This is a genomic window from Szabonella alba (assembly GCF_016765775.1).
In the GTDB taxonomy this organism is placed as follows: Bacteria; Pseudomonadota; Alphaproteobacteria; order Rhodobacterales; family Rhodobacteraceae; genus Szabonella; species Szabonella alba.
The window spans coordinates 138,638-162,866 of the sequence record NZ_JAESVN010000006.1; the positions used below are offsets into that span (position 1 = coordinate 138,638).

A 24,229-nucleotide genomic window follows, 5' to 3' on the forward strand; every position below is an offset into this window, starting at 1 on the left:
GATGGACAGATCCCCGATTTTCGAAGCCGTCGGCGTGCAGAAGGCCTTTCCGGGGGTTCTGGCGCTGAAGGGCGTCAACATCTCGCTGCTGCCCGGGTCGATCCATGCGCTGCTGGGTGAAAACGGCGCGGGGAAATCCACGCTGATCAAAATCATCACCGGGGTGCATCAGCCGACAGCAGGGCAGTTGCGGCTGGACGGGCAGGCCGCCACCTTCGGATCGCCCCGCGATGCGATTGCCCGGGGCATCGGCGTCGTGCATCAGGAACGCAATCTTTTCCCCCGCTTTTCCGTGGCCGAGAACATCCATCTGGAACGGCTTGCCATGTCCTATCTGCGCCCGGTCGATTATGCCGCGCTGAACCGCGCCGCCCGGCCCTGGCTTGAGGCGCTGGACCTCGATATCGACCCCGCGACCCCGGTTTCGGAACTGTCCGTCGCGCGGATGCAACTGGTCGAGATCGCCAAGGCGCTGTCGCTGCAAAGCCGCGTGCTGTTGCTGGACGAACCCACCGCCTCGCTGACCTCAAGCGAAACCGACCGTCTGTTCACCATCCTGCGCCGTCTTCGCGATGACGGCACCAGCCTTGTCTTTGTCAGCCACAAACTGGAAGAAGTGCAGGAGATCTGCGACCGCGTCACCGTGCTGCGCGACGGGGCCAATGCCTGTGAAAGCCGCAGCATGGAGGGCGTGGACCGCAAGCAGCTTGTGCAGATGATGATCGGCCGGTCCGAGGGCGCGGGCGCATGGCGCCACCGCGACCGGCGCGACCAGCCTGAGGTTCTGGACCTTGCCGGGGTCGACACCGCCTTGGGGCATCGCGATGTGTCGCTGACCGTCCGCAAGGGTGAAATCGTCGGCCTTTACGGCCTTGTCGGCGCAGGCCGGACCGAGCTTGCAAAGGCGATCATGGGCCAGTTCGCCGTCACGGGCGGTGAAGTTCGCGTGAACGGCGCGCCAGTGAAAATCCGGTCTGTGGCCGAGGCGATCCACCGCCATCGCATGGGCTATATCAGCGAGGACCGCAAATCCGAGGGGCTGATCCTGCAGCATTCGGTTCTGGCCAATGCGGGCGTGCCGATCTGGCGCAGGCTGGCGCAGGCCATGGGCAGCCTGACCGACGGGCGGGTGCGCAAGGTGGCGTCGCCCTTCCTGACGAAACTGGAGGTCAAGACCCCCAGCCTTGCGCAAAGCGTGGGCAACCTGTCGGGCGGCAACCAGCAGAAGATCAGCGTTGCAAAATGGCTGGCGGCCAATGTCGGCTTTCTGATCGTCGATGAACCCTCGGTCGGCATCGACATCAAGACCAAGGCCTATCTGCACGATCTTCTGCGCGAACTGGCCGATAACGGCACCGCGATCCTGCTGATTTCCAGCGAGATGCCCGAGATGATCGCGCTGGCCGACCGGATCATGGTGATGGATGAGTACCGCATCCGCGGCGAGGTCACGAATTCCGGGGTCTATGCCGAGATCAGCCACCGGATCATGGATCGGATCCATGATGCGCCCCAGCCTGCGGCCTGACGGGCGGGCATTGCGGGCAGCCCGTGCTGCTGCGGAAACGGTCCCCGCAACCAACCGGTTTTCCCGCCCCATCGCGGGCAGTGGCATTTCCTTCTGCAGCCGCATGTTGCAAAAGGTCTGCAGGCATCCCGCGCAAGGCGCGCGCATCCGGATGCCGCCCGGCCCCGCAGGCGGAGAGAAAACGTGACATTCGACAGGCAACTCTGGCGCAGCCGGGTGCTGACGCTGGCCATCGCAGGGGCCGGGGCGGTGCTGTTTCAGCTTGCCGGTCTGCCGCTGCCGATGCTGCTGGGGCCGATGGCGCTGTGTCTGGTCGCGGCGCTGGCCGGGGCGCGGATGAAGGATATGGGCCCGGTGGGCACCTATCTGCGCAGCTTTATCGGACTTGCGGTCGGCGCCTCGATCACGCCCGATCTGGTCTATCAACTGCCCGCCATGGCCGGATCGCTGATCTTCGTTCCGATCTTCATCATCGCCATCGCGGCGGTCGGCTATCCGCTGTTCCGCCGGGTGTTCCGGCTGGACCATGCGACCGCATGGTATGGCGCAATGCCCGGCGGTTTGCAGGACATGCTGATCTTCGGGCAGGCGGCGGGGGGCGATCTGCGCGCACTGTCGCTGATCCATGCAACGCGGGTGCTGGCCATTGTCACCATCGCGCCGGTCCTGATGACGCTGATCTGGCAGGTCGACCTGACGCGCCCCCCCGGCGCACCGGCAAGCCAGTCGGGGCTGGACCAGATCCTGATCCTGATGGCGACCGGCCTGATCGGCTGGAAACTGGCCGAGCGCATGCGGCTGTTCGGGGCCTCGCTGCTGGGTCCGATGCTTCTTGCCGCGATCCTGTCGCTGGCCGGGATCATCACCGCACGCCCCCCCGCCGAGATGATCCTTGTCGCACAACTCTTCATCGGCATTTCGGTCGGCGTCAAATATACCGGCATCACCCTGCGCGAATTGCGCCTGTTCGTCGGGGCGGGGCTGGCCTATGCCGCGCTGTTATCGCTGATCTCGATTGCCTTCATCGAGGTGATCGCGCTTTCCGGGATCGCCCCCCCGGCCGAGGCGTTCCTCAGTTTCCTGCCCGGTGGTCAGGCGGAAATGGTGGTGATCGCGCTGCTGGCCGGGGCGGATCTGGCCTTTGTCGTCAGCCATCACCTGTTGCGGCTGGTGCTGGTCATCCTGTTTGCCCCGGTCGCGGAACGGATCTTCAACCGACGCACGTGACGCGCCGCCCGTCACCCCGTGTCATCTTTCCATCCTCTTCCGCAGGTCCTACTCTGCCCGCAAAGATCGGAGCATGAACCCATGGCCGAAGCCCCTTTTCCCAGCCTTGCCGAGGCCGCGCGCATCTGGGCGCGCATCGGACTGCTGAGCTTTGGCGGACCTGCCGGGCAGATCGCGCTGATGCACCGGATGCTGGTCGAGGAACGCCGCTGGCTGGGCGAAAGGCGGTTTCTGCATGCGCTGAATTACTGCATGTTGCTGCCCGGCCCCGAGGCGATGCAGCTTGCCGTCTATATCGGCTGGTTGATGCACCGCACCGCAGGCGGTATCGTGGCGGGCGTTTTGTTCATGCTGCCCGGCATCGTCGCGATCATGGGGCTGAGCTGGATCTACGCGCTGCATGGCGATGTGGGGGCGGTGGCCGCGCTCTTCTTCGGGCTCAAGGCGGCGGTACTGGCCATCGTGGTGCAGGCGGTGCTGCGGATCGGGGGCCGCGCGCTTGGCCATCCCGCGCTGGTGGTCCTTGCCGCGCTGGCCTTTCTGGGGATCTTCCTGCTGGGCCTGCCCTTTCCGCTGATCGTTCTGGGCGCGGGCCTGATCGGGCTGGCCGGGGCACGGGCAGGGCTGGCCGCCTTCCGGGGCGGCGGGGCCGGTCATGGCCCGGCAGGCAAGACGCAGGTCGCCGATACCGCAACGCTGATCGGTGAGGGCACACCCGCCCATGCCCGCCCCGACCGGGGCCAAATGCTGCGGGTCACGGGGCTGACCCTGATGCTCTGGCTGGGTCCGGTCCTGCTGCTGTTCGCACTGTACGGGGATCAGAATGTCTTTGCCCGCATTGCCGGGTTTTTCAGCGTCATGGCGGTGGTCACCTTTGGCGGGGCCTATGCGGTGCTGGCATGGGTCGCGCAGGAAGCGGTGCAGAATTTCGGCTGGCTGTCCCCCGGTGAAATGCTGGACGGGCTGGGCATGGCCGAAACCACACCGGGACCGCTGATCCTTGTCACGCAATTCGTGGGGTTCATGGGGGCCTTTCGCGATGCGGGCGTGATGCCTGCGCTGCTGGCAGGCACGCTGGGGGGCCTCTTGACGACATGGGTGACGTTCCTGCCGTCGTTCCTGCTGATCTTTCTGGGCGCACCGTTCATCGAGCGGCTGCGCGACAACCGGATGCTGACCGGGGCGCTGACCGCGATCACGGCGGCGGTGGTGGGCGTGATCCTGAACCTTGCGGTCTGGTTCGGCCTGCATGTGCTGTTTGACGAATTGCGCCCTGTCGCCGCCTTTGGCCTGCGGCTGGACCTGCCGGTCTGGTCCTCGCTGAACCTGCCTGCAGCGGCGCTGTCGCTGGCCGCACTGGTAGCGGTCTTCGGGTTCAGGGCCGGGCCAGTGACGGTGCTGGCGGGATCAGCGCTTGGCGGATTGGCGCTGTGGGGGGCGGGGCTGGTCTGACCCCTCCCCACGCCCCCGTCCGTCAGCGCACCCGCCAGGCCTGCGTGCGCCGCATGATCCGGCGCGACGCCATCGCATGCAGGATCCGCGCCGCCGCATTGGTGTAGAAGATCATCATCCCCATCGCCGCCGCCGGTGCAATCGTGCCCGCATCATCCATGTTCAGCACCGCGACCGAGGCCAGCGCCGTCTTGGTGGAGTAAAGGAACACCACCGCCGAAACCGTCGTCATCGCATTCACGAACATATAGATTGAGATATCGAGGATCGTCGGCAGGCAGACCGGCACCGTGACCCGCCCGAACAGCCGCCAGAACGGCTGACGCAGCGATGAGGCGACGGGTTCAAATTCAGCATCAATCTGCTTCAACGCGGTCAGTGCAGTCAGATGCCCAACCGTGTAGAAATGGGTGACTGTCGAGACGACCAGAATGACCATCGTGCCATAGATGACATTCGCCGGATTGGCTGGATCGTTGAAGAAAAAGATATAGGCCAGCCCCAGAACCATGCCCGGAATCGCCATGGGCAGCATGGCCAGAAACTGAAAGAGCGTGCGCCCGCTGCGGAACCCATCGATCTTTTCCACCATGTAGGCGCCGGTGAAAACGATCACCGTGCCCACCACGGCCGTCCAGCCTGCCATCTGCAGCGAATTCCAATAGGCCGCCCAGCCCCCGCCATCCATGCGGTTGAAATCGTAATTCGCCAGCGTCGGCGTCAGGTCATAAGGCCAGAACCGGATCAGCGCCGCCGCCTGACAGGTGGCGATGATGCTGGTGATGAACAGTGCGACACAGATGCACCACAGCAGCCACAGCCGGTCTGCCTTCCGGTCAGGCCGGGGCTGGAACGGCACCGACCGCGCCGACAGCAGCGAGACCTGCCGCCGCGTCACGATCCGGTCCACCACGAACGCCAGCACCGCAGGCACCAGCAAGATGACCGACACGACCGCGCCCATCTCGAAATTCTGCTGACCGATCACCTGTTTGTAGATATCGACCGCCAGCACATTGTATTGCCCGCCGATCACCTTGGGCAGGCCGAAATCGGTGATGACCAGCGTGAAGGTCACGAACGCCGCCGAAATCAGCCCGTAACGCGCGCCCGGAATCGTCACCGTCCAGAAGGTGCGCCAACTGCTGGCCCGCAGCGATTCCGCCGCCTCGTATTGTCGCTGATCCGCAATCGACAGCGCGGTTGATATGATCAGAAATGCATGCGGAAAGGTGAAGAAGACCGATCCGATGACGATGCCGATGGGTCCATAGATCGAATGCCCCATCAGTAGCGGCGTCAGATAGCCCTGCGTGCCGAACATATAGACCAGCGCGATACCCGGCAGCAGCGAAGGTACAAGGATCGGCATCATCGCGATCATGCGGAAGGTGGATTTGAACCGCATGCAGGTGCGGTTGATCGCATAGGCAAAGCCGAAGGCCAGAAACAGCGTGATCACGGTGCTGATCGCGGCGATGGTCACCGAGTTTCCGATGGACCCGAAAAGGGCCGGGTTGCTGAAATAGGCGGAATAATTGTCCATCCCGGTTTTCGGCAGCGGCCGCAGGTTCACCCGCCGGAAGGTGTTGCTGTCCAACTCGCGCCATTCGTCCGACCGGATCAGATCCAGCCCGACCAGATAATGCGACTCGGCGTCAAGGCCCCGGATCCGCCAGCGTTCGGGGCTGCGGAAACTGAAATCAGGGAAGAATTCGGTCGGGGCCAGCCGCCCGTTCACATTGCTGGCCAGATCCTGAGGCGTGAAACGGCCAAGTTCGTCATTGATCGCGGCAAGGCTGCGCGCCGGGCCCCAATTGCCCTCGGCGTCCGAACGCATCACCTCGTATCGCGACAGATCGAAGGAATAGGTGACAAAGGATTTCGACAGCATCGCATAAAGCGGCAGCGCCAGTGCGCCAACCAGATAGAGCCCGATCACGATGACGAAGAACCGCTTGATCCAGCCGTCCCGGTCAACCGCCAGCCGTGTATCGCGCCCCGGCGGCAGGGCTGTGGCGGTTTGCACGGACGCACCACTCATGCGGAGGCCCCGCGAAAAACCAGCACACGTTCGGCGGGGATCTCGACCAGTTGCGCGGCCCCGCTGCGGATATCGAAACGCCGAACCGCATTCATCGAGAAATTGGCGACCAATGCGACCTCCCCCACCTTCAGATGCGCGCGCCAGTAAGAGCCCAGAAATTCCATATCCGCGACCTGCGCCGCCAGCCGGTTTTCGGCCTCGGGCGCATCACTTGCCATGGGCAGGATATCCTCGGGGCGGATCGCAACCCGCACCGCGCTGCCGGGCGCATGGCCCCCGGTCACCGCCGCCAGATCCAGCCCCGCCATCTGCACCCGGCCGGACTGCACCTGTGCGTCGAAATGGTTCGTCTCACCGATGAAATCTGCCACGAACAGCGTCGCGGGATGACGATAGATTTCGGTCGGCGTTCCGACCTGTTCGATCACGCCATGGTTCATCACCACGATGCGGTCGGCCATGGACAGGGCCTCTTCCTGATCATGGGTCACCATGATGGTCGTGACCCCCAGCTTGCGCTGCAGTTCCTTGATCTCATGGCGCAGATGCACCCGCACCTTGGCATCCAGCGCAGACAGCGGTTCATCCAGCAGCAAAAGCCCCGGGCTGATCGCGATGGCGCGCGCCAGGGCGATGCGCTGCTGCTGCCCGCCCGAAAGCTGCGCGGGGTATTTCTGCCCCTGTTCGGGCAGACCCACCAGCGCCAGCAATTCGGCAACGCGCGCCTTGATTTCGGCCTTGGGACGGCCGGTATTCTCCAGCCCGAAGGCGATATTGCGTTCCACCGTCAGATTGGGAAACAGCGCATAGGACTGAAAGACGATCCCGTAATCGCGCCCCGAGGCGGGAAGCGTGGAAATATCCTTGCCCCCTTGCCGGATCGTGCCCCGGCTTTGCGGATCCAGCCCTGCAATCGCGCGCAGCAATGTGGTCTTGCCACAGCCCGAAGGGCCAAGGAAACAGACAAATTCCCCCGGGTGGATATCAAGGTCGATATCGCGCAGCGCCACGAAATCGCCAAAGGCTTTCCAGAGATTGCGGATTTCAAGATAGGGCTGTGCGGCCGGGGTCCGGTCGGTCATTTTGGCCTGTCATTCTGGTGAGGGGGGCTGGAATCTGACGAGAGCGTGACGGGCGGAGCGCGCATGCGGCCCCGCCCGACCGGTCGGTTTGTTATTGCGCCTCGGACTTGCCATCGTAGCGCTTGGTCCATTCATCCAGAATGGCCGAACGGTTGTTTGCGGCCCATTCGAAATCGTTGTCGATCAGCATCGAGGCGAAATCCTCGGGCAGATGTTCAACTGGGCGGGAAATCGACGGTACCGCGACCAGCGCATAGCCCTCATTGTAAAGCTCCATCGCCTTGTCCGAAACCGACCAGTCGACCAGCGTTTTAGCGGCTTCTTCATTCGCGGTGCCCGCGATGATCGCGGTCGCCTCCATGTCCCAGCCGATGCCTTCAGAGGGCACGATGATGTCGATGGGCGCACCATCGGCCTTGGTGCGCGAGGCGCGGAACTCGAAGGAAATGCCGATCACCGATTCGCCCGCGCCGGCATGGCGGCAGGGCTTCGATCCGGAATGCTGGTATTCCTTGATGTTCTCATGCAGGGCATCCATGTAGGCCCAGCCTTCTTCCTCACCGAAAAGCTGCAGCCAGCTGGACACATCAAGGAACCCCGTGCCCGAGGATGCCGGATGCGGCATCACGATATGACCGCGATATTGCGGATCGGCCAGATCCTTCCAGCTTGTCGGCGCGGTCAGGCCATGCTTTTCGGCCTCGACCGTATTGAAGCAGATCGCAGCCGCCCAGGCATCCATGCCGACCCATGCGGGCGGCGTATCGGTATCGCGGAACTTGGGGTCCAGCCGGTCCAGCCCCGCGGGCTCATACGGTTCCAGCATCCCTTCGGCCTTCAGCACCAGCAGCGAGGTCGCCGCCAGACCCCAGACCACATCGGCCACGGGGTTGTTTTTCTCGGCCAGCAGTTTCGCGGTCACGATGCCGGTAGAATCCCGCACCCAGTTGATGGTGATATCGGGATGATCCTCATTGAAGCGCGCGGCGTATTTCTCAAGGTCATCGGCCTCGATGGCGCTGTAGACCGTCAGTTCGGTCTGGGCGATTGCGGTGCTTGCAAGCAGGACGGCGGCAAGGCTTGCCAGCGCTCCCGTCAGATATTTGGTCATGGTTCTTCCCCTGTCGGTGGATGGATGGGCCTGCGGCTGGTGCCGTTCTCGTATACTGGCGCCCCGTTCTGTCCCCCGTGAGTGCGGGACGGAACGGTCGGATCCCGGTCAGGAACCCCAGCCGAAGGTGGGCAACTCGTTACAGCAAGTAAAATTTATATTTCTTATGAAACAGAAAAATGAATTGATACTCGGGGCATTCACCCCCCGATGGCAAGGGCCGCAACCCCGATCGCAACCACCCCCGCCGCAACAAGACGCAGGCCAGCGGGCCGTTCCCCGAACAGGAAAACGCCGATCAGCGCGGCGATGATAACACTGGATTCGCGCACCGCCGAAACCGCGCCAATAGGCGCTATCGTCTTGACGTAAAGTGCAATTCCATAGGCCGCGACCGAAAAGACCCCACCCAGAAGCCCAAGCGCCAGCACCCTTGGGTCCAGCCTTTGACGCTGGCGCAGCCGCCGCCCCAGCACAACCGCAGGGATCAGTGCCTCGGACAGGAACAGCCAGCCCATATAACCCAGCAGGGCATTGCTGGCGCGAACACCGATCCCATCGGCAACTGAGTAAATTGCGATCATGATGCCCAATGCGACGGCAAACCACAAAGGCGCACGCGCCCGGCCCCGGGCCGAGAAGGCCAGAAGGCCGATCCCGCAGGAGACCAGCGCCACCCCGGCAAACCCGGCAGGCGTCAGCGTTTCGCCGATCAGGACCATCACCCCCAGCGTCACCAGCGCGGGCGACATGCCCCGGGATATCGGATAGACCTGACTGAGATCGCCCTCGCGGTAAGCGCGGAACAACAGCCAGTAATAGACGTAATGCACCACCGCCGAGAGCGCGAGCCAGGGCCAGCTTTCCGGTGCGGGCGGGGGGGACAGGGCGATGAACACCGCGCCCAGAATACCATGGGCCATCGCGACCCCGGCCAGCGTCAGGGCGCGGTCGCTGCCCCCACGCACCATCGCGTTCCAGCTTGCATGCAGCACTGCGGCAAACAGCACCAGACCAAGGGCTTGGCCGCTCATCTTCGCTCAACCTTCAAGAATGGCGCTTTCCACGATGGCCAACGCGCGGTCCAGATCCGCCACCTCGATCACAAGCGGCGGTGACAATGTCAGGACAGACCCCGCGCTTATCTTGAAACTGACGCCAGCCTCAAGGCAACGGTAATAAATCGCCTCGGCCCGGGCCGGATCGGGGCTGCGGCTTTCGCGGTCAGTGACGATCTCGACCCCAAACATCAGCCCCCGGCCCCGGATGTCGCCAACATGGGCGCAACCGGCCAGTGCCGTCTGCAGCCGGTCCATTGCCCGGCGTCCCAGTTCGGCGGCGCGGTCGGCCAGCCCCTCCTCGCGCAGGATATCCAGCGTGGTCAGCGCGGCGCGGGCGGTCAGGGGGTTCTTTTCATGCGTGTAATGGCCGATCGCGAAATCGCCGCAGATATCCAGATCGCGCCGCGCCACCACGGCCGCGATGGGCAGCATCGCGCCCCCCAACGCCTTGCCCAGCGTCACGATATCGGGGATCACGCCATCATGCTGAAACGCGAAATCGCGGCCCGTCTTGCCAAGGCCGGTCGGAATTTCATCAAAGATCAGCAATGCGCCATGCCTGTCACAGGCCGCGCGCACCGCGGCCCAGAACCCCGGCGGCGGCACGACGGGCACAGCGCGCATCGGCTCGGCAATCACCGCCGCCACATCGCCCTCGCGCCCCAAAACGTAATCGACCATATTCGCACAGGCCAAACCGCAGTTTTCCGGCCCTGCATGGCCGTAGGGGCAGCGATAGCAATGGAAGGGGGCAACATGTTCGGCCCCCGGCAGCAGCGGCCCCGCGATATGGCTGCGGAATGTCGCCTCCCCCCCCACCGATGCGGCCCCGAACCCCGCGCCGTGGAAGGCATCCCAGAAACTGAGCGTCTTGAACCGCCCGGTGGCGGCGCGGGCGATTTTCAGCGCCACCTCATTGGCATCCGATCCGCCGGTGGTGAACAGCACCTTGCCCAGATCCCCCGGCGCCATCTGGCCCAGCCGTTCGGCCAGTTCCACCGCCACCTCATTGGCAAAACGGCGCGGCGAAAAGGTCAGATCATCCAGTTGCGCCTTCAGCGCCGCCACCAGACGCGGGTGGCGATAGCCGATGTGATGCACCGAATTGCCGTGAAAATCCATATAGCGACGCCCGGCCAGATCCTCGATCCAGATGCCCTCGGCCCGGGCAATGGTCAGCACGCAGGGGCTCGACAGGCTTTGATGCAGAAAGGCATCGGCATCACGGGCCAGCAGGTCGCGGCTGGGGTCATGATCCTGCCCCGCCTGCCATCGCGCGCGGGCCGCCGAGCGGTTGGATTCGCCCTCGGTATGGGTCAGCGCCATGGGTCGGTCCTTTCAGTCGAAGAGTTCCGCCACGGTTTCCTCACCAATGGCAAAGCCGGTGCTGGCCCCAGTGCCGCTGGTCACCATGACCAGACGGGTATCGGCATCGGGCGCATCGCGGAAGGCCGAAGCGGCGGCCGAGGAATAGCTGCCCGTCCAGCGCGCGGTGACCCTGACGGGGCGGGGGCCGAAAACGGCGGCGAATTCCGACAGGATCAGCGCATCCACCGCGTCGGATCCGAACGGGTCGGGCGTGGCACCGTAATGGTGGGAATCGCCCAGCACCAGCGACCCGTCCGCACCCTGCACCGCGATCATATGCACCCCATCGGCCAGATGCCCGGGCTGTTCCGTCTGCAGGCGCGCGCGCAGGGCCGCCGCCTCGGGCAGCGCGGCAAAGCCGCCATAGCGCAGAAGGCTCAGATCGGTCATCACCCCGGCGCGCAGCCGGAACCCCGGATCGGCCAGCCGCAGCATCTGCAGCTTGCAGCGCGTGACCTGCCGCGCGGCAATAAGGTCGGGATAAAGCCCGGTCAGATCATCACCGGGGCAGATCACGATCCGCGCGGCGCGCAGCGGCCCGGCCCCGGTTTCCAGCACGGGCGGGGCAATGCCGGTGACGCTGGTGCCGAACCGGAACTCAACCCCCATCTCCTGCGCCAGCCAGCGGGTCAGGGCGGGAATGGCCAGACGGGATTCGACGCGGATTTCATGCGGGCTGTAAAACCCGCCGGCCATTCCGCCCGCGTCGATTTCAGGTTGCAGATCCGCCAGTTCCGCCCGGTTCAGCAGGCGGCAATCCGCGGCCTCCCCGTCCCGGCAGAAGGCCTCCAGCAACGCCATCGCCTCGGGGCGGCGGGCGGCGAGGATCATGCCGCGATGCTCGACCGCGATGCCTGCTGCCGCCGCGACCTCAAGCCAGATATCACGGCTTTGACGCGCGCGGGCCAGATCCTGCCCCGGGGCCTGCCCGGTAACGACGACAAAGCCGAAATTGCGGATGCTCGCGCCATTGGCCTGCGCGTCGCGGTCCAGCACCACAACGCGCAGGCCCCGGCGTGCTGCGGCCAGTGCATGGGCCAGCCCCAAGATCCCCGCGCCGACAATCGCCAGATCATACATGCGCGGCTACCACGGCAAGGAGAAGGTCTTGACATTGGTGAAGGATTTCATCGCCTCAACCACGCCTTCCTTATAGCCGTTGCCGCTGTCCTTGATGCCGCCGAAGGGGGACATTTCGGTGCGATAGCCGGGCACTTCCCAGATATTCACCGTGCCCACCACCAGCCCATCGATATAGGCCCGCATCCGGCGCCAGTCATTCGTGCAGACGCCCGAGGACAGGCCGAAATCGGTGGAGTTGGAAATTGCCATCGTGGCCGCATCATCATCGGGCACGCGCACGATGGGAATGATGGGGCCAAAGGTTTCCTGCATCACCAGATCGGACGCATGATCGACATGATCGACCACGATCGGCGGCAGCAGCGCGCCCCGGCGGCCCGGATGATAGAGGATCTTCGCCCCCCGCGCCTCGGCCTCGAACACCCGCGCCTCAAAGGTTTCCGCCGCCTTTTCATGGACGACGCAGCCCAGTTCGGTCGCCGGATCCATCGGATCGCCGAAGCGCAGGGCCCGGGCCCGCTCCAGCACCAGCGGCACGAAACGCTCGGCGACGCTCTCCTGCACCAGAATGCGTTTCACCGCCGTGCAGCGCTGGCCCGAGTTTTTCGTGGCACCCGCCACCGCCAGATCGGCGGCGCGTGCAAGATCGGCATCCGACAGGTCATTGCAGATGATCAGCGGGTCATTGCCGCCCAATTCCAGCACCTGCCGTTTATAGACCGCCTTGGCCGCGATCATCTTGCCGACCGGCACGCCGCCGGTGAAGGTGATCAGCTCAAACTCGGGATTGGTGATCATCTCATCGCCGATATCGCCGGGCCAGCCAGTGACGACCGACAGCATCTCGGGCGGCAGCCCTGCCTCATAGAGCGCATCCGCCAGCCAGATCGCGGTCAGCGGCGTCAGTTCTGTGGGCTTCACCACGATACAATTGTTGGTGGCAATCGCCGGCGCGATCTTGTGGCTGACCATGTTCAGCGGATGGTTGAAGGGCGTGATGGCCGAAATCGCCCGCAAGGGTTCGCGCAGGGTGAAGATGCGCCGCGCCTTGCCATGCGGGGTCAGATCGCAGGAAAACGCCTCGCCGTCATCCTGAATGCACAGCATCCCGGCCAGCGCATAGACATCCTGCGCGCGGCCACATTCGTAAAGCGCATCGGCATGGCTGATCCCCAGTTCCGCCGTGATGATCGCGGCGAGTTCCGCCTTGCGGTCGCCGATGATGCGGGCGGTATTCGACAGGATCTGCTGGCGCTGATGGCGGGTCAGGACGGGGTGGTAGGCCGCGGCGATGGCGAAAGCTTCGCGCGCATGGTCGGCCTGTCCGGCGGGAACCGAACCAATCTCCTCTCCGGTATAGGGATAGAAGACCGGCACGCGTTCAGCCCGGTCAACCTTGCGGCCCGCGATGCGCATCTGTTCATGACGGTAAGGGATGGGGGGCATGGATCACTCCGCCGCTGCAAGACAGGCGATGTGGAACGCGTCGAAATTCCGCAGCACCGGGGCGCGGGCCAGATCCATCACCCGGTTGACGATGAAGGGCACTTCCTGCTCGGTCAGGCCACCATGGCTGCGCAGGGGCACATCCAGTGCCGCAAGGTCATGGCGATGCGCGGAGGTGCCAATGGTAATATTCTCGGTCGAGGTCATCACCACATCGCCGATCCGGTCGGCGGGCAGTTCGAAACGGGCAACGGCCTCTTCCCGGGTCAGGACGACATCCATGCCCGGCGTCGCCGCCAGTTTCGCGATGATCGCCGCGCGGTCCGCACCCGCAGGCAGATAGGCCGTGGCGAAAGACCCCAGCGCGCCGTGATGAACCACATAGGGATCGGTGATCGGCAGGATGACCCGGGCCGCATCCTTGCCCAGCCATTCGTCCAGCAGATCCTGCACATAGACCACCGCCGGGCTGCCATCGGCATTGTGCTTGGGTTTCATGCCGTGATCGGCGGTCACCACAATCGCCGCCCCCATCGCATCCAGCTCGGTCAGATAGCGGTCGAACATGGCGTAGAAATCATTGGCCTCGGCATCGCCCGGGGCGAATTTATGCTGAATGAAATCCGTGGTCGTCAGATACATCACATCCGGGCGCCATTCGCGCAGCAGTTTCACCCCGGCGGCAAAGACAAATTCCGACAGTCCGGCGGAATAGACATCCGGCACCGGGCGGCCCAGCCATGCGCTTGCATTGTCGATCCCGTGTTCGGCCTCGGTCGTGCTGTCGGATTTCTCCGACGAAAAGCAGATCGCCCGACCGCCCTGAAAACTCAGCCCCGCGCCCAGCAGCGCGCGCAGTTTGTCCTTGGCCGTGACGATGGCAACCCGCGCGCCCGCATCATGGAAGGCGGCAAAGACGGTCGGCGCGCGCAGGAAGCGCACATCGTTCATCATCACTTCCTGTCCGGTTTCCGGCTCATACAGGTAATTGCCGCAGATCCCGTGCACCGCAGGCGGACGGCCGGTGGCAATCGACAGGTTGTTGGGATTGGTGAAGGACGGCATCGCCGAATGGCAGATCCGGTCGGTTCCAGTCTCCCGCAGCCGTTTCAGCGTCGGCATCAGCCCCGCCGCAATGGCAACCTCAAGATAGGCCGGTTCGCAGCCATCCAGACAGATGGCAATGGCAGGGCGCGAGGGCCAGGGATAGCTGCGGCCATTGGCGGTAACGGTTCGGGTCATTCTGCGTCCTTCCGGGTCGGTCATAACGGGGGGCGGCGGCGTACAGGGCCGAAGCAGTCTCAATACCCCGGGCCAGATCCGGCCCGGGGCAAAAGGTCAAATCAGGCGGCAAGCCGCGCGCGTTCCTCCAGCGCAAGGGCCGGGGGGGCGGCGCTCGCCACGCCCATCCGCGTCAGCGCCCGGCCAGCAGCATCGGCCGCGCGGCGCATCACGGCGGCATCCATCCGCCCGATGCAGCCCAGCCGGAAACTGTCCACCACGGTCAGCTTGCCGGGATAGATGATGAACCCGTCCTCTTTCATCAGATCGTAGAACCGGGCGAAATCAAAGGCGGGATCGGCCGGGTTGAAGAAGGTCACGATGATCGGCGACAGCCAGCGGTCATCCAGCAGCGTCTCGAAGCCCAGCGCCCGCATTCCCGCGACCAGCGTATCGCGATTGGCGCGGTAGCGCGCGCCCCGGCCCGCAACACCACCCTCGGCCTCATGCAGATCCAGCGCCTTCAGAAAGGCCGCCACCACATGCGTGGGCGGGGTATAGCGCCATTGCCCGGTCTTTTCGAGATAGACCCATTGCGCATGCAGATCGAGCGCGAGCGAATGGCTGTTGCCCTTGGCCGCCGCAATCTCGGTTCGCCGCGCGATGACAAAGCCGAAACCCGGCACGCCCTCGATGCATTTATTGGCCGAGGACACCAGCGCCTCGAACCGGATGCGGCGCACGTCCAGATCCACCGCACCAAAGGCTGACATGCTGTCGATCAGAAGCTTGCGGCCATGCGCCTCGACCACTTCAGCGATCTCCTCGACCGGGTTCAGGATGCCGGATGAGGTTTCGCAATGGATTGCCACGACATGGGTGATGCCCGGATCGGCGGCCAACGCCGCCGCGACCTCATCCCCGCGCGGAGGCAGGTAATCGCCCTTGTCGATCACCACATGGTCGCGCCCCAGATAGCGCAGGGTTTCCGCCGCCCGCAGCCCATAGGCACCATTGGCCAGCACCAGCACCTTGCCGTCGCGCGGCACCAGCGTGCCCAGCATCGCCTCAACGGAAAACGACCCCGAGCCCTGCATTGGCACGCAGACATAGTCCCCGGCCTCATCGCCCGCCATGGCCAGAAGGCGGCGGCAGATTGTCGCTGTCATCGCGCGGAAATCCCCGTCCCAGGACCCCCAGTCGCGCAGCATCGCCTCTTTCACCTCATAGGCCGTGGTCAGCGGCCCGGGCGTCAGCAGATAGGGTTCCCCCAACCGGGGCGTCGGAAATTCCGCTGTCTGTGTCATGCATTGATCTCCTGCAGGATGACCCTGCTTCGCAAAAGCTGTTTCATTTGTAAAATCGTTAAAAACCATGCTAGCATAAATTTCACTGATCCCTCCGAAAGGTCGCCCATGCGCTATGTCCAGCTTCGCGCCTTCCACAATGTCGCCACATCGGGGGGCTTTTCCCGTGCCGCCGAAACGCTGCGCCTGACCCAGCCCGCCGTGTCCGATCAGGTGCGCAGGTTGGAGGAGGAGTATGACGTTCTCTTGTTCAATCGCGTCCGCAAGCAGATCACCCTGACGCCCGAGGGTGACGCGCTGCTGCAGATCACCCGCCGCATGTTCGACAATGAACGCGAGGCGCTGGACCTGCTGACCGAGAAACGCGCCTTCCGCGCGGGCAATCTGCGCATCATCGCCGACAGCGCCCATCACCTTGTCGGGGTGCTGACGCAGTTCCGGCAGAAATATCCGATGGTCCGCATCCATGTTCAGGTCGGCAACAGCGACAGCGTAAGCGCCGCACTGCGCCGCTATGATGCCGATATCGGCGTGGTGGGCGAAGTGCCCGACAGCACGGAATTTGAGGCCTTTCCCTTGGGCTACAGCCCGATCATCGCCTTTGCCGCAACCGGGCATCCGCTGGCCGCACGCCCTGCCCTGCGGCTGTCCGATCTGCCGGGCCTGCCGCTGGTGTTTCGTGAGGAAGGGTCGCGGACCCGCGCGACACTGGAACAGGCGGCAGCCAGTCTGGGCCTGACCCTGTCACCCGTCATCGTCGCCGAAGGGCGCGAGGCCGTGCGCGAGATTGTGGCAGCGGGGGCAGGGATCGGCTTTGTCTCGATGGCCGAATTCGGCGAGGATCGCCGGTTGCGCCGGATCGAACTCTGCGACGCGCCCCGTATGGACATGCATGAAACGCTGATCTGCCTGCCCGAACGGCGCGACACGAAACTGGTCGCGGCCTTTCTGGACATCGCGCGCAACGCGCCCCCGGTGCCGGGCCTTGTGGCGGGTTAGCCGCGACCCGCTCAGCCGGAGCCGTTCCCTACCCGTCCTTCCCGCCCGTCCAGGGCCGTCCGCCGCTCAATTCTGATGACAGGTGATCGACAAGCGCGCGCAGTTTTGCGGGCATGGGTGAGACAGGGGGCCACAGCGCGTGGATCGGCAGGGCGCGCGTCGGGTGGTCGGGCAGGATCTGTTCCAGTCGCCCGGTGGCAATCTCGGGGGCGGCGATGAAGCCGGGCAGCATGGCAAGGCCAAGCCCCGCCAGCGCGAAATCGCGCATCGCCTCACCATTGTTCAGCGTGACACGGCTGGAGACCGGAACCGTCACCGGCGCGCCGTTTTCGGTGAACTGCCAAAGCCGCGCATCCGACAACAGGCTGTAGCCGATCACCTGATGCGCGGCCAGATCGGCAAGGCTTCGGGGCCGCCCCTGCCGCGACAGGTATTCGGGACTTGCGCAGGCAATCATCCGGTCAGTGCAGAGAAGCCGCCCGATCAGGGCCGCATCGCGCGCCTCGCCGATCCGGATGGCCAGATCATAGCCGTCGCGCACCAGATCATGCGCGCGGTCGTCATAGTCGATCCGCAGATCCAGCCCCGGATGCGCCGCCGCAAACCGCGCAAGGATCGGCCCCAGATGCAGCATTCCGAAACTCATTGGCACCGAGATGGCCAGACGTCCGCGCAGGGGGGCCGCGCCGTCCATCTCCCATGCGGCACTTTCAGCGGCGGCGCGCAGGTCGGACAGGGCCGGGCGCAGCCGGTCGGTCAGACGCAGCGCCGCCTCGGTCGGGGCAATCCGGCCTGCGCTGCGCAGAAACAGCGCCGCCCCTAGGGCGCGTTCCAGATCGGTGATGCGTTTGCTGACAACCGATTTCGACAGGTTCAGCCGGGCCGAGGCGGCGGTGACGCTGCCCAGTTCCATGACGGCAAGGAAAGTCTCAATCTCATCCAGCGTGTAGCGCATGGCATGACCCTAGCGCCGCGCCCGGCGTTCGACAATCGCGAACGCGGGGTTGGCAAGGCCGGGCCTGCACAGGGGCGCCCGGGCCTGCCATCTTGGGGGCAGCAACGAAAGGGGGCCATCATGGACCTGACCGGAATTCACCACCTGACCGCAATCACCGCCGATGCGCCGGGCAATAACCGATTCTACACGCAGACCCTTGGCCTGAGACGGGTCAAGAAGACCGTCAATCAGGATGATACATCGGCCTATCACCTGTTCTTTGCCGATGGCGCGGGCAGCGCGGGCAGCGATCTGACCTTCTTCGACTGGCCGGTGGGGCCGGAACGGCGCGGCACCCGGTCGATCAGCCGCACCGGGCTGCGCGTCGATGCCGCAAGCCTTGATTACTGGGCTGCGCGGCTGCGCGAGCAGGGGCTGACCACCGGCGCGATTGCCGAAACCGATGGCCGCGCCAGCCTTGATTTCGAGGATCCCGAGGGCCAGCGCCTGCGGCTGACCGCCGATCAGCCCGGCCCCGCCCATCCGTGGGAGCGCAGCCCCGTTCCCGCCGAACACCAGATCCGCGGCCTTGGCCCGATCACGATTTCCGTGCCCGACCTTGCCCCCACGGCAGCCGTTCTGACCAAGGTGATGAACATGCGCGCTGCGCGGGCTTATGCCAGCCCCGACGGGCAGGGGCAGGTCCATGTCTTCGAAATGGGCACAGGCGGGCCTGCCGCCGAACTGCATGTCGCGGTGCAGCCGGGCCTGCCGGTCGCGCGGCAGGGGGCGGGCGCAGTGCATCACGTCGCTTTCCGCGTCCCCGACCGTGCCGCTCTGACCGAATGGACGCAGCGCGTCGGCGGCTTCCGGGTTCCGAACTCGGGTGAGGTGGAGCGGTATTACTTCCGCAGCCTTTATTTCCGTGAACCGGGCGGAAACCTGTTTGAACTGGCGACGGATGGCCCCGGCTTCGATGTTGATGAACCGTTTGAAACGATGGGCGAATCGCTGTCGCTACCGCCCTTCCTTGAACCGCGCCGCGCCGCGATCGAGGCGGGTCTGAAGCCCCTCGACTGAGAGCACGTCCCGCGCCACGATCATCCGAAAGAACAGGACCACCACCGGGGACACGCCCCGGTGGTTTCAGCACAGGAAAAACACCCATGACCAAGACCATCCTCGGCCTGTCCGGCAGCCTGCGCCGGGCCTCGTTCAACTCCGGGCTGCTGCGGGCGGCAGCGGATCTTGCCCCCGAGGGCGTGACGGTTCAGATCGGATCAATCCGCGATGTGCCGCTTTACGATGGCGATCTGGAAAAGGCCGAGGGCCTGCCCGCCGCCGTCACCCGGCTTCAGGCGCAGTTGCAGACGGCGGATGCGGTGCTGATGGTGACGCCGGAATATAACAACGGCATGCCCGGTGTGTTCAAGAACGCCATCGACTGGATGTCGCGCGGTCCGGGGTTGAAACTGTGGGTGGGCAAGCCCGTAGCAGTGATCGGCGCCTCACCGGGCGGGTTCGGCACGGTGCTGGCGCAGTCGCACTGGCTGCCGGTGCTGCGCACCTTGCGGGCCGCGCATTGGGGCGGCGGGCGGATGATGGTGGCGCGGGCAGGGGATCTCTTCGATGAGAATGGCACTCTGACCGATGCCGACAGCCGGGAAAAACTGGCCGAATTCCTGCGCGGTTTCGCCGGAAGCCTTTGACCGGCCCTCTGCCGGACGACAACAGGACAGGAAAACGCCCCCGACGCTATGATGGCGACGGGGGCGTTCTCGTCTTGCAGTGGCCTGCCGGTCAGATCCAGCCTGCCGCGATCTCGCGATCCGCCTCGGTCAACCCATGCCCGGCGGGCAGCAACCGGGCATCCAGCGCCGCACCGCCCTGCCGCAGACTGGCCTCCAGAGCCGGGGCCATGCGGGCAAAAGGATCCTGCGCCCCGGTCAACAGCAGCACCGAACTGCCCGCCAGATCAGCGGCAGGCGGTTTCTCCAGCGCCGCGATGCCGCGCAGAAGGATCGCGCGCCGCACCGTGCCCGGATGCAGCAGCATCATCGCCCCCAGAAGGTTTGCCCCGTTGGAATAGCCCAGAAAGGTCATCCGGTCCGCCTCCAGCCCATAACTGCGCAGGGCCCCGTCGACGAAACCGGCAAAGGCCGCAGCCTCGGCGCGGATATCGTCCTGATCATAGGTCACCGCATCGAAACGGCGGAACCAGCGGTTGATGCCCTCCTCGGTGGACCGGCCCCGCACCCCCAAAAGGGTTGCATGCGGTGCGATGGAATGGGCCAGCGGCATCAGGTCGGATTCGTTCCCGCCCGTGCCGTGCAGCAGGACAAGAACCGATCCATCGGGATCCTCGGGCCGATAAAGACGATGGATGAAGGGCAGATCGCGCATCGGTATCCTTTCCTCGCCCGGTCGGGCGAATTGCGGCAGCATGACGCGCAGTTCTGCTGCGCGCGCGGCCTCATGCGGGGGGAAGACCAGGGTCTGGCCCAGATTCTCCACGGTCTCGTCAATGGCAAAGCCCGGCCCGTCGGTCGCCTGTTCGATCAGGATACCGCCGGGTTCGCGGACATAAAGCGACAGGAAATAGCGCCGGTCATGCACTTCGGTAAGGCCCGGTGCGGTGCCAAGCGCGCGGCGTGTGGCGCGCAGGGTGTCCGCATCCGCCGCGCGGAAGGCGACATGGTCGATCATGCCGGTGCCGGGGATCGCGGGGAAAAACCCGGTCGCATCGCGCAGATCCACCGCATCCGCCCCCGAAACCATGCGCAGGGTGGCGCCTTCGCGCGCCCCTTCCCGATAGCCGAAACGCGCGACAAATTCGGCGCTGGCCCCCGGTTCGGCGGTCAGCAATGTCACCGCGCGCAACCGCGTCGGCGCGATCGGATCCGGCAGCGGCGCCGTGGCGGGCAGATCGACGCCCACCAGCTTGACGATGATCCCGTCAGGATCCTTCAGCCGCAGCACCGGTTCGCCGAATTCGCGCAAGGGCCCCTCGACCGGCACCTGCGCCGACAGCGCCCGGGCCAGCCAGTCGCCGATACTGGCAGGTGGCACGGCCAGCGCAATCTCGGATGGTTGGCCATGGCCGGTCCGCCCGCGCCCGCCCGCCTCCCAGACAAGGAAGCTGACCAATGATCCGGGGCTGGCCGCCGCATCGCCATAAAACAGATGCAACTGTTCCCCATCCGCGAAACCGGCGGTCTGCTTGACCAGCCGCAGCCCAAGGAAACCGGCATAGAAATCGACATTGGCCTGAACCCGTGCCGTGATCGCGGTGACGTGGTGAAGCCCGCCTGACATCTGAAACGCTGACATCTGCACCCTTGCCCTTTCCGCCGCAGCCCTTGTGGCGCGGCTTCCGGTCGGTAGGACCGGCCCGACCGAAATAGCCGCTGGTGTAGCCTGTCCCAAGCATCGGGCGGACGAAAGCCGTGTTCGAAAGCGCCGAACGGCACGAGGAGACAAAGCGGAAAAGATCCGGACCGGAAAGGCAGGGGCAGGCCATGTCAGGGCAGCAGGATATCCACCCAGACCGGATAATGGCGCGAGGCGCGGGCAAAGATCGCGGCCTCCTCGCTGCCATGGGGTGGCCAGAGGACCCCTGCCGCCTGCAGGTTCAGCCCGGCAGAGGGCAGGATATAATCCACCCGCAACCCGCCGATCCGGTCATAAAGCGCCGTGTCCAAAGCCGGATCGCCCTTGTGGGCCGGATCGGGCGGGCGGCCGCGCCACGCTGCGGCAGGCGCCCGGGGGGCAGGATCCTGCAGCGCCGGATGGGACAGCAGCGTGCTGATCGCCTGCCGCATCCCGTCACCATCCGCGGCATCCAGATTGGCATCCCCCAGCAGCACGAAGGGCGGATCGGGCGGCGCGAAGGGCAGCCGCCCCTCGATCAGATGCTGCCAGAAAATCGTCTCATCATGGTTGCGCGCGGCATTGCGCCGGATCGGCCCGTCAAAGACCGGTGGCGTGGCATGCCAGGCCAGCAATGTCAGTTCGCCGCCCCCCGGCAGGATCACCGGCACCGCCCAATGCCCGGTCGAGGACAGGCGCTGGATGCCGCCCCCCGGCCCGGCAGGCAGCAGGCTGCCGGGCAGGTCGCGCCACAGGAAGCCCGAAAAATCCTGCACCGGCCCCAGCGGCAGACGCGACAGCAGCGCCATGCCGCCCTGCCCCGCAAACCGCCCGAAGCCCTGCGCGTCGCGCGCGCCGCCGATCCTGCCATCGCCATCAAGGTCCAGCCCGGTCTGCACCCCGCGATTGGGCGCAAGGGCCAGACGATGAGGATAGGACAGCCCCGCCGCCTGCAACAGATCCGCCAGTGCCGTCAGCGCCAGCAACCCGTGGTCATAATCCAGATCGGTCAGCAGCAGGATGTCGGCATCCAGCCGCTGCAGCACCGCGACTGCGGCAAGGCTTTGCGCGTCTTGTCCCGAAAGCAGGTCGCGCAACAACAGCCCAGGTCCGTCGCGCGACAGATCCGCATGCCATGTCGCCACCCGCAATCTGTCGGCCATGCCCGGCAGTGGCGCGAAGAGACAGAAAAACACCAGCAGCCAGCGGCAGACCGCCCCGGGACAGATCAGGCGGAACCGGATCAAGCAGCACCGGATCAGGCAGGCAGATACCCCTCGGCCGGAACCTCCTGGCCGCGCGCGCGCATCTCGCGGATCATGCCCGCGATCCGCGCCATGGCGATGCCGCGCATGCAAAGCGAGGCAGGCAGAAAGGCCCATGCCGTCATCACCCAGACCAACGATTGCTGCGATGAAAGATCCAGCGCGCGCAGACCCGCACCACCGAATTTCAACACTGTCGGGATCAAGAATGGCAGCAGGAAGCCTAATACAAGGTTAATGCGCGCATCCCGCTCCAGCCGCGCCACCACATCGCCGCCGGCGGTCGGATCGAAGGTCGGAAGATTCACCCAGACATTGAAGGCACCGCTTTGCGTCGGCCAGCGATAGAGCCGCAGCAGCACCACGAAGATCGCAAGGGCTGCCAGCGAGATCATGAAGGCCGCCGCCGCCGCGTTGCGCACCGCGTCGGCCAGTTCAGGGCGCGCCGGATCGGCCAGAACCAGCCGCGCCAGACGCACCGGGCTGTAGGGGAAATCCAGCGCGCGGCCCATCAGGATGCCCAGAGCCTCGAACAGCAATCCAACGGTCGAGGGTTCCCCCGGACCCGGCTGCATCATCGACAGCACGAAGACGGTGGCCATCAGCATCATGAAGCGCACACGGTTATAGGGTGGCGCATCGCGGAACTCGACAAGGCCCGGATAGGTGGCGTTATATTCGACGAAGGTCAGAACGGCGAGAAACAGCGCGACAAGCGCCACCATCTGCCGCCCATCCATTCCGGTGCCCGGCAGGATGACCGAAGGCATGGCGACAAGCACCATGACCAGAAAGGCCCGCATCACTGCGCCCGGGAATCGCGAAAACACTGCTGTCTCACCCTCATAAGGGACGGACACGATACGATGCCGTGGCCTTGTTCCCATCCATGACCGCGCTTTACGGCGGATTGCCTCAATCTTGCCCAAATTCTGCCTTCTTTCAGATTCTGCTGCAATCACCGAGACAGAAAACCGGGAATATGTGTCCATTTCGCGGTAAATGTGTCGCTAGATTGCATCAAATCGGCGCAAAAAAAGAGGCCGCCTGGTCAGGACGGCCCCCGAAGGCAGGCTGTCAGAACTGTCAGATCCAGGGCCGTTGGCCACTGACGCGGGCCTCATAACTGTCGATAGAGGCTGCCTTTTCCATCGTCAGCCCGATATCGTCGAGCCCGTTCATCAGGCAATGCTTGCGGAAGGGGTCAAGCTCAAACCCGAAGCTTTGGCCGTCGGATGTGGTGACGGTCTGGTTTTCCAGATCGACCGTCATCCGCGCATTCGCCCCCTTGCGGGCGTCTTCCATCAGCACATCGACCACGTCCTGCGGCATCACGATGGGCAGGATGCCGTTCTTGAAGCAATTGCTGTAGAAGATATCGGCAAAGCTGGTCGAGATGACGCAGCGGATGCCGAAATCCAGAAGCGCCCAGGGCGCATGTTCGCGGCTTGAACCACAGCCGAAATTATCGCCCGCCACGATGATTTCCGACTGCCGGTAGGCGGGCTGGTTCAGCACGAAATCCGGTTTCTCGGATCCGTCCTGATTGTAACGCATCTCGTCAAACAGGTTCTTGCCAAGCCCGGAACGCTTGATCGTCTTCAGGAACTGCTTGGGGATGATCATGTCGGTGTCGATATTGACCAGCGCCATGGGGGCCGCGATGCCGGTCAGGGTGGTGAATTTATCCATGGGATGTCCTGAATGATGGGCCGGGGTCCGTTTG

General features: G+C 64.8%; 20 protein-coding genes. 6 read left to right on the top strand and 14 right to left on the bottom strand.

From position 1 onward, the window contains the following. The first annotated feature begins 1 nt into the window (after position 1). The 3 genes from JL811_RS14575 to chrA all read left to right on the top strand — a co-directional run bounded on the left by JL811_RS14575 (position 2) and on the right by chrA (position 4,207). Entirely contained in the window at positions 2 to 1,528 is a 1,527-nt protein-coding gene (locus tag JL811_RS14575; protein ID WP_202689434.1) for a sugar ABC transporter ATP-binding protein, read from the top strand. A 183-nt stretch (positions 1,529 to 1,711) separates the two neighbouring features. Continuing rightward, a complete protein-coding gene (locus tag JL811_RS14580) occupies positions 1,712 to 2,755 on the top strand; it encodes an AbrB family transcriptional regulator (protein ID WP_337924752.1) in 1,044 nt (347 codons plus the stop codon). Between the two features lie 81 nt (positions 2,756 to 2,836). Then, positions 2,837 to 4,207 carry a chromate efflux transporter gene (gene chrA / locus JL811_RS14585; RefSeq protein ID WP_202689435.1) on the top strand — a complete coding sequence of 457 codons (1,371 nt, stop codon included), beginning with the start codon at positions 2,837 to 2,839 and terminating at the stop codon, positions 4,205 to 4,207. A 22-nt stretch (positions 4,208 to 4,229) separates the two neighbouring features. On the opposite strand, the gene JL811_RS14590 is transcribed toward chrA, so the two are convergent. The 9 genes from JL811_RS14590 to JL811_RS14630 all read right to left on the bottom strand — a co-directional run bounded on the left by JL811_RS14590 (position 4,230) and on the right by JL811_RS14630 (position 15,933). Beyond that, positions 4,230 to 6,251 (bottom strand): putative 2-aminoethylphosphonate ABC transporter permease subunit, encoded by a 2,022-nt coding sequence (locus JL811_RS14590; RefSeq protein ID WP_202689436.1) that lies wholly within the window; start codon positions 6,249 to 6,251, stop codon positions 4,230 to 4,232. Then, on the bottom strand, positions 6,248 to 7,336 hold the full coding sequence (locus JL811_RS14595) for a putative 2-aminoethylphosphonate ABC transporter ATP-binding protein (protein WP_202689437.1): 1,089 nt from the start codon (positions 7,334 to 7,336) through the stop codon (positions 6,248 to 6,250). The genes JL811_RS14590 and JL811_RS14595 overlap by 4 nt, the downstream gene beginning before the upstream one ends. Before the next feature lie 91 nt (positions 7,337 to 7,427). Further along, complete coding sequence (locus JL811_RS14600) at positions 7,428 to 8,447, bottom strand: putative 2-aminoethylphosphonate ABC transporter substrate-binding protein (protein ID WP_202689438.1); 1,020 nt, start codon at positions 8,445 to 8,447, stop codon at positions 7,428 to 7,430. A 200-nt stretch (positions 8,448 to 8,647) separates the two neighbouring features. Further along, positions 8,648 to 9,481: an EamA family transporter gene (locus tag JL811_RS14605; RefSeq protein WP_202689439.1), complete on the bottom strand. Its 834-nt coding sequence runs from the start codon at positions 9,479 to 9,481 to the stop codon at positions 8,648 to 8,650. Positions 9,482 to 9,487: 6 nt separating this feature from the next. Next, positions 9,488 to 10,834 (bottom strand): (R)-1-hydroxy-2-aminoethylphosphonate ammonia-lyase, encoded by a 1,347-nt coding sequence (pbfA, locus tag JL811_RS14610; protein WP_237684980.1) that lies wholly within the window; start codon positions 10,832 to 10,834, stop codon positions 9,488 to 9,490. Positions 10,835 to 10,846: 12 nt separating this feature from the next. After that, positions 10,847 to 11,956 carry a TIGR03364 family FAD-dependent oxidoreductase gene (locus JL811_RS14615; protein ID WP_202689440.1) on the bottom strand — a complete coding sequence of 370 codons (1,110 nt, stop codon included), beginning with the start codon at positions 11,954 to 11,956 and terminating at the stop codon, positions 10,847 to 10,849. A gap of 6 nt (positions 11,957 to 11,962) precedes the next feature. Beyond that, complete coding sequence (gene phnY, locus JL811_RS14620) at positions 11,963 to 13,405, bottom strand: phosphonoacetaldehyde dehydrogenase (protein WP_202689441.1); 1,443 nt, start codon at positions 13,403 to 13,405, stop codon at positions 11,963 to 11,965. Between the two features lie 3 nt (positions 13,406 to 13,408). Then, positions 13,409 to 14,647 carry a phosphonoacetate hydrolase gene (gene phnA / locus JL811_RS14625; protein ID WP_202689442.1) on the bottom strand — a complete coding sequence of 413 codons (1,239 nt, stop codon included), beginning with the start codon at positions 14,645 to 14,647 and terminating at the stop codon, positions 13,409 to 13,411. A 101-nt stretch (positions 14,648 to 14,748) separates the two neighbouring features. Further along, positions 14,749 to 15,933 (bottom strand): 2-aminoethylphosphonate--pyruvate transaminase, encoded by a 1,185-nt coding sequence (locus tag JL811_RS14630; protein ID WP_202689443.1) that lies wholly within the window; start codon positions 15,931 to 15,933, stop codon positions 14,749 to 14,751. A gap of 108 nt (positions 15,934 to 16,041) precedes the next feature. On the opposite strand from JL811_RS14630, the gene JL811_RS14635 reads away from it, so the two are divergent. Continuing rightward, positions 16,042 to 16,932 carry a LysR substrate-binding domain-containing protein gene (locus JL811_RS14635; protein ID WP_202689444.1) on the top strand — a complete coding sequence of 297 codons (891 nt, stop codon included), beginning with the start codon at positions 16,042 to 16,044 and terminating at the stop codon, positions 16,930 to 16,932. A gap of 28 nt (positions 16,933 to 16,960) precedes the next feature. Here JL811_RS14635 and JL811_RS14640 read toward each other — a convergent pair whose 3' ends face one another. Beyond that, positions 16,961 to 17,887 (bottom strand): LysR family transcriptional regulator, encoded by a 927-nt coding sequence (locus JL811_RS14640; RefSeq protein ID WP_202689445.1) that lies wholly within the window; start codon positions 17,885 to 17,887, stop codon positions 16,961 to 16,963. 120 nt (positions 17,888 to 18,007) lie between these two features. Here JL811_RS14640 and JL811_RS14645 point away from each other — a divergent pair, with 120 nt between their 5' ends. Beyond that, on the top strand, positions 18,008 to 18,949 hold the full coding sequence (locus tag JL811_RS14645) for a ring-cleaving dioxygenase (RefSeq protein WP_202689446.1): 942 nt from the start codon (positions 18,008 to 18,010) through the stop codon (positions 18,947 to 18,949). 86 nt (positions 18,950 to 19,035) lie between these two features. After that, positions 19,036 to 19,578: an NADPH-dependent FMN reductase gene (locus JL811_RS14650; RefSeq protein ID WP_202689447.1), complete on the top strand. Its 543-nt coding sequence runs from the start codon at positions 19,036 to 19,038 to the stop codon at positions 19,576 to 19,578. A 91-nt stretch (positions 19,579 to 19,669) separates the two neighbouring features. On the opposite strand, the gene JL811_RS14655 is transcribed toward JL811_RS14650, so the two are convergent. From JL811_RS14655 to leuD, 4 genes are all read right to left on the bottom strand, one after another. After that, the gene (locus tag JL811_RS14655) at positions 19,670 to 21,184 is read right to left on the bottom strand and encodes a VOC family protein (RefSeq protein ID WP_202689541.1); all 1,515 of its coding nucleotides are present in this window, start codon (positions 21,182 to 21,184) and stop codon (positions 19,670 to 19,672) included. Between the two features lie 206 nt (positions 21,185 to 21,390). Then, positions 21,391 to 22,401 (bottom strand): endonuclease/exonuclease/phosphatase family protein, encoded by a 1,011-nt coding sequence (locus JL811_RS14660; protein ID WP_420496785.1) that lies wholly within the window; start codon positions 22,399 to 22,401, stop codon positions 21,391 to 21,393. Between the two features lie 95 nt (positions 22,402 to 22,496). Next, positions 22,497 to 23,306 (bottom strand): hypothetical protein, encoded by an 810-nt coding sequence (locus JL811_RS14665; RefSeq protein ID WP_237684982.1) that lies wholly within the window; start codon positions 23,304 to 23,306, stop codon positions 22,497 to 22,499. A 283-nt stretch (positions 23,307 to 23,589) separates the two neighbouring features. Beyond that, on the bottom strand, positions 23,590 to 24,195 hold the full coding sequence (leuD, locus tag JL811_RS14670; protein ID WP_202689449.1) for a 3-isopropylmalate dehydratase small subunit: 606 nt from the start codon (positions 24,193 to 24,195) through the stop codon (positions 23,590 to 23,592). Positions 24,196 to 24,229: the final 34 nt, after the last annotated feature.

What these genes read in the sequence shown, in the direction of transcription:
- JL811_RS14630 (WP_202689443.1), bottom strand. Translation starts at nt 15,933, where the DNA reads ATGACACAGACAGCGGAATTTCCGACGCCCCGGTTGGGGGAACCCTAT.
- phnY (WP_202689441.1), bottom strand. Translation starts at nt 13,405, where the DNA reads ATGCCCCCCATCCCTTACCGTCATGAACAGATGCGCATCGCGGGCCGC.
- JL811_RS14650 (WP_202689447.1), top strand. Translation starts at nt 19,036, where the DNA reads ATGACCAAGACCATCCTCGGCCTGTCCGGCAGCCTGCGCCGGGCCTCG.
- JL811_RS14655 (WP_202689541.1), bottom strand. Translation starts at nt 21,184, where the DNA reads ATGTCAGGCGGGCTTCACCACGTCACCGCGATCACGGCACGGGTTCAG.
- JL811_RS14600 (WP_202689438.1), bottom strand. Translation starts at nt 8,447, where the DNA reads ATGACCAAATATCTGACGGGAGCGCTGGCAAGCCTTGCCGCCGTCCTG.
- JL811_RS14660 (WP_420496785.1), bottom strand. Translation starts at nt 22,401, where the DNA reads ATGGCCGACAGATTGCGGGTGGCGACATGGCATGCGGATCTGTCGCGC.
- JL811_RS14575 (WP_202689434.1), top strand. Translation starts at nt 2, where the DNA reads ATGGACAGATCCCCGATTTTCGAAGCCGTCGGCGTGCAGAAGGCCTTT.
- pbfA (WP_237684980.1), bottom strand. Translation starts at nt 10,834, where the DNA reads ATGGCGCTGACCCATACCGAGGGCGAATCCAACCGCTCGGCGGCCCGC.
- JL811_RS14605 (WP_202689439.1), bottom strand. Translation starts at nt 9,481, where the DNA reads ATGAGCGGCCAAGCCCTTGGTCTGGTGCTGTTTGCCGCAGTGCTGCAT.
- JL811_RS14665 (WP_237684982.1), bottom strand. Translation starts at nt 23,306, where the DNA reads ATGCGGGCCTTTCTGGTCATGGTGCTTGTCGCCATGCCTTCGGTCATC.
- JL811_RS14615 (WP_202689440.1), bottom strand. Translation starts at nt 11,956, where the DNA reads ATGTATGATCTGGCGATTGTCGGCGCGGGGATCTTGGGGCTGGCCCAT.
- JL811_RS14640 (WP_202689445.1), bottom strand. Translation starts at nt 17,887, where the DNA reads ATGCGCTACACGCTGGATGAGATTGAGACTTTCCTTGCCGTCATGGAA.
- JL811_RS14590 (WP_202689436.1), bottom strand. Translation starts at nt 6,251, where the DNA reads ATGAGTGGTGCGTCCGTGCAAACCGCCACAGCCCTGCCGCCGGGGCGC.
- phnA (WP_202689442.1), bottom strand. Translation starts at nt 14,647, where the DNA reads ATGACCCGAACCGTTACCGCCAATGGCCGCAGCTATCCCTGGCCCTCG.
- chrA (WP_202689435.1), top strand. Translation starts at nt 2,837, where the DNA reads ATGGCCGAAGCCCCTTTTCCCAGCCTTGCCGAGGCCGCGCGCATCTGG.
- JL811_RS14595 (WP_202689437.1), bottom strand. Translation starts at nt 7,336, where the DNA reads ATGACCGACCGGACCCCGGCCGCACAGCCCTATCTTGAAATCCGCAAT.
- leuD (WP_202689449.1), bottom strand. Translation starts at nt 24,195, where the DNA reads ATGGATAAATTCACCACCCTGACCGGCATCGCGGCCCCCATGGCGCTG.
- JL811_RS14635 (WP_202689444.1), top strand. Translation starts at nt 16,042, where the DNA reads ATGCGCTATGTCCAGCTTCGCGCCTTCCACAATGTCGCCACATCGGGG.
- JL811_RS14645 (WP_202689446.1), top strand. Translation starts at nt 18,008, where the DNA reads ATGGACCTGACCGGAATTCACCACCTGACCGCAATCACCGCCGATGCG.